The organism is Clostridium luticellarii (assembly GCF_002995845.1).
GTDB lineage: Bacteria > Bacillota > Clostridia > Clostridiales > Clostridiaceae > Clostridium_B > Clostridium_B luticellarii.
The window spans coordinates 1-13,022 of the sequence record NZ_PVXP01000039.1 but is presented as its reverse complement, the minus strand read 5'-3'; the positions used below and the strand labels follow the sequence as shown (position 1 = coordinate 13,022).

The following is a 13,022-nucleotide window of genomic DNA, read 5'->3' as shown; positions in this document are numbered from 1 at the left end:
CATATATTAATGCCGTATTTTTGTCAATTTTATACAGGGGGAAACCCTATATCATCACAAAATGGCAAATTATAAATTTATATTTTCACTTGTTCTCATCAAAATTTACATGTACAAGCATATATCTTTTATAACAATTTGTCAACACTGCTATTACAGCCCTTTGAGCAGTTCCAAGATAATTATCCTTAATATCCTGTATTATATCATCTATTTGATTTATATTTCTACCTACTACTATATCTTTTATGTACTCTTTTGCAATATCTGTGGCAAGTGTACACTCCATATCATATATTGTTCCTGTGTTTCTATCAACTACAAGAGACATTGCAGCTTCTACATAGATCTCTGCAGCAGATATCCCTTGAGGAAGTTTTGAATAAGCACTGATAAAAATTTTATTTTTTCTCAATTAGCTATCTCCTAAAAAGATTAATATTATAAATTTAAAAGTATTATACTAAAAATACTAGAATTAATCAACTTTATTTGAAATTTATATATTTACATTTTTTACAAGAAAGAAGCGAATCCTGTGACGAATCCACTTCTCTCATGTATAACTCAATTATTCAAAAACAACTATAGCTTTTCTGTTTTTGATTCTCAAAAGTACTGTTTCCAAAATTCTCAAGACGTGATTTAAGTCTCTAAGTTCAAGATATGCTGTTGCTATATCCTGGCCTATTACAATATCTATATAATTTGGTTCAGTACATAAAAGTGCTGCTTTATTTTTTCCAAGAATAGGACTTGTAAATATATTTCCATGCAGCAGTTTACTGATTCTATCGCTTTCAAGAACTCCCGTTCCCGGCTGTATACGCTGCATCTGCAGGTATAGATCAGGACTTACAATCAGTGCCAGCTTTCCGTAAATTCCCTGTTCAGTTAAAATTTCAACTGCTGAAGCAATATCCGTAAATGGATTTTCTCCGGATTTCCAGTCATTTTTCTTTATTTTATTAGTACCTTTGGCATTAAAGATTCCCTCATATCCAGCACTCTCGCTGCCTAGAAAAATTAGCTTGTCCTCTTTTTGTGCACATGCTTCTGCAGCAAATGTGGCTGCGGATAAATCCACTGGATATCCTAATTTTTCACTGCTTTCTATATCTCTCCAAGGAAGGGTAAAATCACTGTATATCAATGGTATTTCTTTGTATTCTCTATTTTTGATTCTTGAAATTCCGTCTATAGTTTCTTCTTCTATTGATTTGGTCTCATCGAAATTATCTAAATTTATACTCTGTATACCTGAGCCAAGAGGTCCAAAAATATTTAAAAAACGTCTTCCAATTAGCACACGGCTTGCAGTATTAACCACTGCATCATCTACTTTTTTCCACAAATCAGCTGAAAAGGGTGCACTTTCCCTCGATAAATAATCCATGACAATTTCCCTCCTTACTCCTTTATTAAACTTCCCACAGTTTTGTGGGTGGATTCATCCGGATTGGATGTCTCCTTTGCTTCAGGAATTTGAATATTCAAATTTTCCATCATCTCTGCAACTTCTGTTTCACCAGAAGCAAAATGCTCTGCTTCTTCAGGGTCAAGTATTTTTAACAAAGACATCAATTCACCCACATGTGCTTTTTCTTCATCTCTTATATCCGCTATTACCTTTTTAGCAGCAGCATTATCTGTTGCCAGCACATGGGATTCATACAGATATATGGCCTCAAGCTCTCCTGCAATATCAAGTCTTATAGCTTGAATCAGTTCTTCTTTAGTCATTTTCCTGTCCACATTTCCTTGAAAGGGATTTGCAAAATTTGGCATAACCATCCACCTCCTTATTATTTTGAAGTTTTTAAATTATTTTAAATTATCATACATATTTTCTTATATTATGATAATTAGATATACTCTTGTGTAATACATATTATATAACAAATTATTCCACAATACAAATTATATTATATTAAAAAATAGTCCTTCAGAAGATTTCCAAAGTACTATTTTTTATCATAGTATGGTTTTAGAGATGCAGTCAAACCACTTTAAGCACTTTATCATCTGATGTCTGTAAACTGTATCTTTCAATTTTCATATTGTTTAACTTTTCCCATAGCTTTTCCATAGTCCCTTCAGGATCATAGTAAAATTCACTTCCCATTATTCGGTAAAATACCCATCCTACTCTTTCCAGATCCAATTGTCTCTCTATATACTCTTCATAATCGTATTTTTCAGATACCGTATCACCATCACATATTATGCCCACTCTATTTCTCATACCCTCCACAATGAAATCCATTTTATACCTGCCTATCTTTACTCCAGGTACAACTCTGTATCCCCTGCTCTTTATAAGATTGTATATATCTTTTTGAAAATCTGTCTGAAAAAGACCTTCTACATTTTTATTACTACCATTATGCTTATCATAATTTAAACAATAATTCAGGAAGTGATATCTTACACATTCTTCATTTAAATCCTTCAAATCTACAGAATAAAACAGCCACATTTGATTTCTAGCCCTGCTTGCCGCCACATTAAATCTTCTGACATCAGTTTCTTTTATAAGAGGTGCGAATTTTACATCTTTTGAAATCACCATGGATAAAAACATTATATCCCGTTCATCGCCTTGAAAAGAATAGGCATCTCCACATATAAGCTTTCTCTTTATAATTTCGTTCACTCCTATTTTCTCCTTCAGCATATTTTCAATAAGCCGTCCCTGGGCCTCTCCAAGTAATGAGATGACTCCCATAGACATATTGGAGTATTTACTGTCTTTACAACAGGATACAATTTTATCTACCAGACATTCAGCTTCTTTAATATTCACAGGCTTAACAGAATCTCTAACTCCATTTTCCACTTTAACTGCATTTACCGGAGGGTGAAATCTTTCATTAATTTTAGGATATCTCAAAGTCAGCATCTCTCCAGAGTAACTCAGTTTATTGCTGAAATTTATTATTTCAGGAACACATCTGAAATGTTCTTTCAGCATCAACCTAGCTGGAAATACCCTTAACGCCGTGTCATAAAGGCTTGTTTGCAAATCAAACCACTGCCTTTGAGGTATATCTTTCAAATATTGGTCTATTAAATTATGTATGGTTTTCTGATCAATACCCACAACTTCAGGACTTATCTGGTTATCGTCTCCTACTATGACTGCTCTTTTCCCCCTCATAAGAGCACATAGCGAAAATAAATCGCTTTGGCTGCTTTCATCAAATATTATCACATCAAACATATTTTTTGAAAGTTTTATATTTTCCACTACTCTGTTTAATGGCATAATCCATACCGGAATTATTTTTTTACACTTCTCCATCTCCCTTTGAGCTATTTTTCTGTACTCAGGTACCATTTTGCCTCTGCCTTTTCCTATTCTTTTCACCGCCTGCATCCATGAGAACAAACTTCTTTTTTCATTTTCCGTAGTTCTAAGTATCTGATTATACCAGGTTTTCTTTGAAACCATATCTTTTATAATATCTTTTTCTCTGTTCTTCTCCACACCTATTCGTTCTTCTATTTTATCTGGATTTAAATCATAAATATGATTTAACAAGCTATTTAATTGAGCCCATTTCCAGGCCTGTGTCCAATCATTATACTTTTCCTTTCCATAGTCCCAATTATATACTATACTCTCAGCAGTTCTCGGACATACCTTCCCCAGCTTTGCTACTAATTCATCCAGTTTGAGACATTTATTCTTTACCCTTTTAACCTTTTTTAATTTTTTCAATATGGTTTTAACTTCATCTTCATTTAAATTTTCCACGGCTTCATAGAGCCTTTTAAATTTACTTATGCTATTTATAGTCTTTTTAAACACTTCTATATAAGCTTTATTTTCATTATATACATCTATATTCCTCATAACTTCTACACATTTAATTAGATAATCATAGGATTCCTCCCTATACCAGTCTATATTTTGTGGAATTGATATTCTTCCAAAGCCCTCCAATATACTTTTTTTATACATTCTATCCCAATTCACAATTTCATTTAGATAATTTAAGTTTCTTTCTATTCCAATTATATCAGAAACTTTCATGGAACCAGTTATAGCTTTCATACCATAGTCTCGCATGGTATTGTTCCACATATTTCTAAGTTCATCAATAGCCTTTATCTGCTGTATATAGAGCTTGATTATTATTGACTGATCCATATGTTTTAATGGCATTCCATCTACTTTACAATTTTTAAGCAGATAGCTGCATTCAGGATGTAAGATTAAAAATAGTTTACCCAGTTTACCCCGTTTGTCAAAAGAATTATACAGCATATCAAAGTCCTCCTGAAACTTGTCTATATTAATATTATGAGGAATTTCTATATTGTGGTTTCTAATCTGGTTTCTAATTTTACCAATTATCAATATGCAGTTGCTGCTCTTATACAATAGGTCCTTCAAAGTCTGCTTTGATAAACAACTATTATGATAACTATGAAATATATTTCCCCATATACCTGTCCCAAATGCAGCCATTTTTCCTTTACATTCATATAACAGTTTCAATAATTCTTCATAATTACATTTGTGATTATGCGGTATATGCCATCCCTCCAATATATCAGTATACTTATGGTACTCTAATTTTACTTTCTTATATTCAGATATTCTACGGCATATCTCCTCGTCTTCAGGTAATTTCTCAATTATGTCTTTAATATCATCAAACTCAAGCTTTTCCTCTTTATCCAATGCTTGTTTCAAATATATCAACAGTTCAAATTCTTTTTCCGATAAAGGCATGGCATCATCCATATGAATATTGTCCACCAACCAACAGTATTTTTCCCTGTTATTTCTTACCCATTTTGCAATGTCCATGGCACTATATTCTTTGCCATTGTAGTCTATGCTTCTATTTTCCATCTCCTGCATGTACTTGAACTTTTCATACAATTCCTGTTGATTTTTTTTACAGGAACTTAATTTTTTCTCTAATAATTCAACCTCTTTGCACATCGTCTCCGCATCCATAGATAAATTTTCTGTTATTTTTCTCACCGATTCATTAAGTCTGCTCAGGGAATCAGGATCGCTTCCCAGAATACTAATACACAATGGTTTTATCTCATCAGGTATTTTTTCAGTCAATACTTTAAGTGCTCTGCTGGTTTGACTGGTCACCAGTACTTTCTTGCCATGGGCAAGTAAGTGACATACAAGGTTGACTATTGTATGACTTTTACCTGTGCCTGGAGGGCCCTGAACAACCACACCATAATTTTGAGATATTTTCTTTACTACCTCCTTTTGTTCAAAATTTGCAGGCAGCGGGAAAAGTAAATCTTTTCCTACATCTTCCCATTCCTGGTTTCCGCTCTCACTGCAGTTCACAATTTTTTCATTTACCAAGGCTTTTATGGTTTCAGGTATTTCATATCCGTTGTTTATTGCCTTTATTATATTATTTATTTCAACCTGCCATAGCTTGACATTATTTTTTCTTACAAAGATGATAGATGTATTATAAATAATAGGATATTGTTGAAATTCAATTTTTTTTCTTAAAAAATTATCTTTTTTAAATTTTCCATGGACATTTATACAAGATAAAAGTTTCAAAAAAGTACCTTCAGTCTGAATTATATTTCTAGGATCAAGGTTGAATCTCGTTATTTTTTCCTCTAATGCAAAAATACCCTTTGTATTACATTCTTTAGAACCTTCAAATAAAGAGGTCTCTAATACGGTTTTATTTGAAGGAGTTAAAATAAATGCTTCTTTTATTTTGTCAAATTCTATTTTCATTCTGGTAGTTAAAACAGGATGCAGAATCTGTTCGGTTCCTCTTTTCCATGCAAGCAATCCATGCCCGAAAGTTATTTCAAAACTCCCTTCGTTTTTTTGGCCTTCTTGATATAGATAAAAAAATTCTTCATACAATCTGTTACATTTTCTATTTATCTCAATCCATGGCTGATTTACAGATAGTCTGTTTATAATACATCCGGGCACATGAAGAAATTGATCCTCCCAATACACTTTTTCATAATCATAAACATTCTTTATGATCTTTTGATTTAATTTTTTCAAACTCAATAAATAGAAAAATATATTTTTTATTCTGTCCCTGTAATCCATACTCTCCCTCCTAATAATGGTAAACTAAATATTATATTTACTTTTATGTTAAATTATACCATCATGTAGTGAAAATTTCAAAATTTTCGTTAAACAAAATTTAAATATTCCTGACAATATTTTTCTACAATTATTTTTAAAAAAAGAAGCAAGTCTTTAAAATAAAAACTTACTTCCTTGCTTTCTTCATTATAAAACTATTTTTTACAAGAATCTCTCTCAATCAATTCATGCGGCAATATATAATTTGTTTCTTTTAATTCCTGCTTATTTATCAATTTTATGAGCATTCTCATACCTACAGATCCCATATCATAAATAGGTTGGGATACAGTAGTCAGCTTAGGATAAAATATAGATGACAGATATATATTATTAAAGCCCATTACATCTATATCTTCAGGCACTTTGATACCTTTTTCTCTAAGTGCATTTATAGCCCCTATGGCAATTTCATCATTTGTACAAAATATTGAATCTATTTTCGTTTTATTCAATATTTCATTTATTCCCTCATATCCATCTCTTGCTTTAGAATTACTAAAATAAATCCTGTCTTTGTTAATCTCCAGATTATTTTCCTCAAGAGCTCTCTTATATCCTTTATACCTCGTGGCGCTTGCATTGAGCGTATCTTCTCCTGCACCTATGTAAGCTATATTTTTATCGCCTTTTTTTATCAAATAGGCAACTCCATCATATGCTGCTTTTTCATTGTCAATAGCTACACTGGGAATATTTTCTTTTTCACTTGTACTCTCTACCAAAACCATAGGCAGCTGAAGCTGTCTTATAAGTTCCAGAATATTTGGCTCCAGAGAATTACTCATATATAAAACCCCGTCCGCCATTTTTTCTCTTAGGACCTTTAGATATTCCATTTCCTTTTCCATATTTAGATCGGTGTTGCACAGCATTATATTATAATCATATATATTTGCCACGTCTTCAGCTCCCCTTACAATTTCAGGGTAAAACTGATTAGATATATCTGGGATTATTATGCCTACAGTTCTTGTCTTCTGTGTTTTAAGGCTTCTCGCCACTATGTTGGGCCTGTATCCCAACTCTTTAATAGCTGCCAACACTCTTTTTTTAGTCTCTTCATTCACAACGTCTACATCATTAAGTACCCTGGATACCGTAGCTATTGAGACTCCTGCTTCTCTGGCTACGTCTTTAATTGATGCCGCCACTTTATATCACCTACCAATTTGCGTTTTTTATAATTATACTTATAAAACTATTTTATTACAAGACAATTTACATATTTTTATCAATTATCAATATTTTAAACTGTAAAATTGATTTTAATACCTCCAGATTTCATATAAAATAAACAATTTTACTGAAATCTGGAAACATGGTAAACACTATCTATTCTACTACTTCTACCGCTATATTAAGTTCCTCTCCATTGATGTCACATTTATTGTATTTTCTATCCACATTATAAGCAACATTTAAAGAAAGGGTCTCTTTTTTAATACGGCTTTCAAATTTTTTAACTACAGATTCAAGTTTTTCATTCCCTGAAATATACAAATTTATCTTGTCTGCAACTTCAAAGCCGCTTTCCTTTCTCATATTCTGTATTTTACTTAAAACTTCCCTTAAGTCTCCCTCTTCTTTAAGTTCTTCTGTAATAGCAGTTTCCAGTACTATACCTATATTACCTTCTCCTGCAAAGGCAAATCCCTCTAATCCTTTCATATTGATAAGCAGATTTTTAGAATTCAATTCTATTTCAGTTCCTTCTATTTTTACATTTACTGTTTCATCATTGTTTATCTTTTTTGCCAGCTCCATCTGGTTCATTGAAGATATTTTCTCTCTTATCTTAGGTATCAATCTGCCGTATTTTTTACCTAATTCAGGCAAATTGGGTTTTATATTGAACTCCACGTATTTTGACAAATCCGCATTGAATACTATTTTCTTGATATTCAACTCACTTTTAATTATATCTTCATAGTATTTAGGGAGTTCCTTTACACTCATCAGCATTTCTGAAAGAGGCTGTCTGTTCTTTATATTAGCTGTATTTCTAGCGCTTCTTCCCAATCTAACTATTTTATACGCTTCTTCCATATCTCTTTCCAAACTATTGTCAATTGCACTAGTATCATACTGTGGCCATTTACATAAATGTATACTTTCCGGAGCATCTTTATCAAGATTTACCACTAGATTTTGATATATTTCTTCCGTCATAAACGGTACAAATGGTGCAGCCACTAGAATCAGCGTACGTAATACCCTGTACAAAGTCACATAGGCACTTATTTTGTCTTCTGTTAAAGCCTCACTCCAAAATCTGGTCCTATTTCTTCTAACATACCAGTTGGAAAGTTCATCCACAAAATTTCCTATATTCTCAGCAGCCTGGGTAATTCTGTAATTATCTAGATGTTCTTCAGTCTCCTTTATGAGTGAATTCAACTTCGAAACTATCCATTTATCCATTACATTTTTGCTTGTAAAATCTTTGTAATCCAGTGGATTGAAATTATCCAGATCCGCATAAAGCACATAAAATGAATATACATTCCAAAGGGTGCCTAAAAATTTTCTCTGGCTGTCTTGAACTGCTTCTTCATAAAATCTGGATGGAAGCCAGGGTGCGCTTTCAGTATAAAAATACCACCTAGTTGCATCTGCCCCTTCATTTTCCAGTGCTACTTCCGGACTCAATACATTTCCCTTATGTTTTGACATTTTCAATCCGTGTTTATCCAGTACATGCCCTAAAACCACACAATTTTCAAAAGGACTTCTGTCAAACAATACCGTAGATATTGCCATAAGCGTATAAAACCAGCCTCTTGTCTGATCCACCGCTTCAGATATGAATTGAGCAGGGAAATTCTGTTCAAAAATCTCCTTATTTTCAAATGGATAATGGTGTTGTGCAAAGGGCATAGATCCTGAATCAAACCAGCAGTCAATTACATCTGAAGATCTTTTCATCTCTCCGCCGCATTTAGGACATTTCAATTTAATTCTGTCAATATAAGGCTTGTGAAGTTCTATATTGTCTGGTACATTTATTCCTTTTTCCTTTAATTCCTCTATACTTCCTATACATTCCTTATGACCACACTGGCACTCCCATATTGGAAGAGGTGTACCCCAATACCTTTCTCTGCTCAAACCCCAGTCTATTACTCCTTCTACAAATTTCCCAAATCTACCCGTTCTTATATTGTCAGGATACCAATTTGTATCATTGGTATTTCTAACCAGCTTATCTCTAACGGAAGACATTCTGATAAACCAGGTGTCTCTGGGATAATATAAAAGAGGTGTATCACATCTCCAGCAAAATGGATAGGAATGAGTGAATTTTTCCGTTTTATAAAGTATTCCATTTTCCTTCAAATACTCTATTATTTTAGGTTCTGCATTTTTTACAAAAATCCCTTTCCACGGAGTAACTTCTTCTTTAAATTTTCCCTGGGTATCAACAGAATTGGTCATAGGTATATTATACTTCTTACAGGTGTTGCTGTCATCTTCACCAAAGGCAGGTGCGGTATGAACTATTCCAGTACCTTCCGTTAAAGTTACATAATCTGCATGAACCACATAATGCGCCTTTCCCTGAAAGGACACAAAGTTAAACATTGGCTCATAATCCAGCCCAACCAATTCCTTCCCTTTAAATTTTCTTAAAACCTCATATTCATCTTCCAGTTTTTCAACAAGTGCTTCTGCCAGTATCAGATGTTCACCCCTGTTCAACACTTCTACATAATCATAGTTTTCATTTACCGCCAATGCCATATTATTAGGGAGTGTCCATGGAGTTGTTGTCCATGCAAGCATATATTTGTCTTTTCCCTTGAGTTTGAATTTAACATATATTGATGTTTCTTTTACATCCTTATATCCCTGTGAAACCTCATGGGAAGAAAGTGCAGTACCACATCTCGGACAATAGGGTACCACTTTATGTCCTTTATATAGAAGACCTTTTTCCCATATCTTTTTCAATGCCCACCATTCGGATTCTATATAGTCATTATGATAAGTCACATAGGGGTTATCCATATCCACCCAGAAACCTATTCTATCGGACATTTTTCTCCACTGGCTTACGTATGTAAATACACTATCCTTGCACTTCTTTATAAAGTTTTCCACTCCATAATCTTCAATCTGAGGCTTTCCGGAAATTCCAAGGTTTTTTTCAACCTCCAGCTCCACGGGAAGTCCATGGGTATCCCACCCTGCTTTTCTTAAAACTCTATATCCCTTCATAGCCTTATATCTTGGTATAAGATCTTTTATAACCCTGGTTAAAACATGGCCTATATGAGGCATTCCATTAGCAGTTGGAGGTCCATCATAGAAGGTGAAATATTCTCCATCCTCATTCTCCTTAAAACTCTTCTCTTCTATCTTTTTTTCTTTCCACAATTTTAAAACATCTTTTTCCCTCTGTACAAAACTTTTATTATTGTCAATTTTTTTATACATGGATTTAACCCCTTTCTATTCCTATTGTTAAGTTTTTACTATTGTATATGTTTTATGCACTATACAAAATTTAAAATATCTAATATTTAATTATTTACAATAAAAAAACTCCATCCAAATAGGACGAAGTTTTATTCGTTATACCACCTATGGCAACACTTTTACTTTTATACGTCTTTCTTTAACGCAGATTTACGTGAGAACTTACTCGAATGACAAAAAACATCTTTCAACTCCCAAACTCCAAGGTGATTTTCTCCAAGTTATTCTATGAGTTCTCAACATCCTCACTCTCTGTAAGCAATACAAACTTGAATACTCTCCCTATTCAACGCCTTTAACTGATCATTGTACAATTTCTTATAATTATATTATATGAATTTTTTATTGTCAATTTTTTTTAAACATTTCAGATTTCATCTATTCATATCCCAAGGTCTGCAGTATTCCGTCGGCTATGGCCTGCGCAAACCTTTGTCTGTAGTCCTCACTGCTCAGTTTTGCCGCATCCCCGGGATTGCTCACAAATCCCAATTCTACAAGAGCGGCGGTTGCATCGGTGTTCTTTGCCACATAGAGCCAGCTTCCATCCTTTAATCCCCTGTCATAGGTTCCCACTTCGTCTACTATACTGCTTTGTATATTTGAGGCCAGCCTTTCACCCTCTGAATTTCCGGTATAGTATAGAGTTTCAGTACCATTTGCAGCAGGATCATCAAAATAGTTGGCATGAATACATATAAAATATTTTGCATTGGCTCTGTTTGAAATATCACACCTTTTCTGGAGGCTCTCGGTAACACTCATTGGAGTGGAACGCATATCCGCAGTTCTGGTATAGACTACATTTACGCCTTTGGCACTGAGTATGGCACCTACTTTCAAACCCACTGACAATGTAATATCATCTTCCTGAAGTCCATTTATTCCCGTGGCTCCGATATCACTTCCCATTCCATGCCCCGGATCTATTGCTATTACAGGTGCTGTATTTGAAGGCGGTGGTGTTTCTTCAGGCGTCTTTGAAGAAACAGTCAGCGTTAAAACCACTTGCTTGTCATAACCTGATACGGATCCTTTATAGGTAAAAACTCCCGCTTTAGAAGAATCCACGGAATCAGGCGACCATATCACCGGTACATTTTTAGTGGTTCCATCCTTCATAGTAGCTTTTACACTAGTAGGCAGTGTATACTGGCTTCCCTGAATTATATTATCAGAAACATCCGATATGTAACTTATGGACTCATCTTTACTTTGGCCCAGAGATCCTAAAGACTTCAAGATTCCATTTGCAATACCAGCTGCACTTTTGTTCTGATAATCATCACTGCCAAGCAGTGCACTTTCTTCAGCATTAGTCATAAATCCCAATTCCACCATAACTGCAGGTGCCACAGTACCTCTAAGTATGGTATGCTTGCTCAATCCTGCCTTAATTCCTCTATCTGCACCTCCCGTATAACTTATAATTTCACTTTGAATCTGCTGTGCAGCATTCTTAGCAGATTCACTGGAATCAGTATAATACGTCTCTATCCCAGCTGCTTCTGAACTTCCCTCATAGGAATTACAGCGCAGAGTTACAAACAAATCAGAATTTGCCTTATTTGCTATGTCGAAACGTGACTGCAAATCGGAGCTGCTGTTCCAGGTTACATTATCATCTTCTCTTGTGTAAACCACATTGACTCCATTTTGCTCTAATATTTTGCCTGTTTTTAATGCTACAGATAAATTCACATCTTTTTCTTTCAAACCTGACTGGCTGACATTGCCATAGTCTGTTCCTCCATGACCTGGATCAATGGTAACAGTGTATTTTGCATTAGAAACTGAATTGTCTTTTTTTATTGTAAACTGCATTTTGGATTCACTTTTAAAATTCTTGCCATTTACAGATTTCAAGCCGCTTTTCACAGTCAAATTATAGGTTTGTCCATATGTATATTGGGTCTTAGGGCTAACTATCAGACTAGCTCCATCACTTCCAATTTGTAGAGAAATTGGAACCACATTTCCTTGACTGTCCGTTACCACTATATTGGAATCATTCACTGTACTTGTATCCAATTTCATATTGAATTTTATATTCCAGGATTTGTTGACATCTACATTTTCTCCTATAGTCGTCCCATCATATCCAGATGCTTGTACAACATTAATTCCTGCAAATAATATAAATATAAAACTCATCAGCAGCAATACATAAATTTTTTTATTTTTCAAATAATCACCTCCATATGATCCTCACATTATTTTATTATAATATAAAAAGTGCCAGTTTTATACTCAAAATTGTGTATATTTACATATTAATATAAAATAACTTTAGAGTTTCCCCATTTTTTTAGAAATGACTAGATAACGACTGTGGATAAGGTAACTTTGAGTTTTAGAATTATCCACAGATTTATAAAATCGCATAAAAAATGAATAAAACAGTCCAGTCTTTTGA

The 13,022-nt window shown here is 33.8% G+C and carries 7 protein-coding genes and 1 other annotated feature; all 7 genes read right to left on the bottom strand.

Features of this window, described 5'->3' with window-relative positions; genetic code table 11:
• Positions 1 to 85: 85 nt before the first annotated feature.
• Positions 86 to 415 carry a DUF3870 domain-containing protein gene (locus tag CLLU_RS12155; RefSeq protein WP_106010057.1) on the bottom strand — a complete coding sequence of 110 codons (330 nt, stop codon included), beginning with the start codon at positions 413 to 415 and terminating at the stop codon, positions 86 to 88.
• Between the two features lie 156 nt (positions 416 to 571).
• Positions 572 to 1,396 carry a family 1 encapsulin nanocompartment shell protein gene (locus CLLU_RS12150; protein WP_106010056.1) on the bottom strand — a complete coding sequence of 275 codons (825 nt, stop codon included), beginning with the start codon at positions 1,394 to 1,396 and terminating at the stop codon, positions 572 to 574.
• 14 nt (positions 1,397 to 1,410) lie between these two features.
• Positions 1,411 to 1,788, bottom strand: coding sequence for a demethoxyubiquinone hydroxylase family protein (locus tag CLLU_RS12145; RefSeq protein WP_106010055.1), 378 nt, complete (start codon positions 1,786 to 1,788; stop codon positions 1,411 to 1,413).
• Between the two features lie 211 nt (positions 1,789 to 1,999).
• The gene (locus CLLU_RS12140) at positions 2,000 to 6,082 is read right to left on the bottom strand and encodes an AAA domain-containing protein (protein WP_106010054.1); all 4,083 of its coding nucleotides are present in this window, start codon (positions 6,080 to 6,082) and stop codon (positions 2,000 to 2,002) included.
• Between the two features lie 197 nt (positions 6,083 to 6,279).
• The gene (locus tag CLLU_RS12135; RefSeq protein ID WP_106010053.1) at positions 6,280 to 7,278 is read right to left on the bottom strand and encodes a LacI family DNA-binding transcriptional regulator; all 999 of its coding nucleotides are present in this window, start codon (positions 7,276 to 7,278) and stop codon (positions 6,280 to 6,282) included.
• A 181-nt stretch (positions 7,279 to 7,459) separates the two neighbouring features.
• A complete protein-coding gene (gene ileS, locus CLLU_RS12130; RefSeq protein ID WP_106010052.1) occupies positions 7,460 to 10,564 on the bottom strand; it encodes an isoleucine--tRNA ligase in 3,105 nt (1,034 codons plus the stop codon).
• 116 nt (positions 10,565 to 10,680) lie between these two features.
• Positions 10,681 to 10,905, bottom strand: a binding site (T-box leader).
• 79 nt (positions 10,906 to 10,984) lie between these two features.
• A complete protein-coding gene (locus tag CLLU_RS12125; RefSeq protein ID WP_106010051.1) occupies positions 10,985 to 12,793 on the bottom strand; it encodes an N-acetylmuramoyl-L-alanine amidase in 1,809 nt (602 codons plus the stop codon).
• Positions 12,794 to 13,022: the final 229 nt, after the last annotated feature.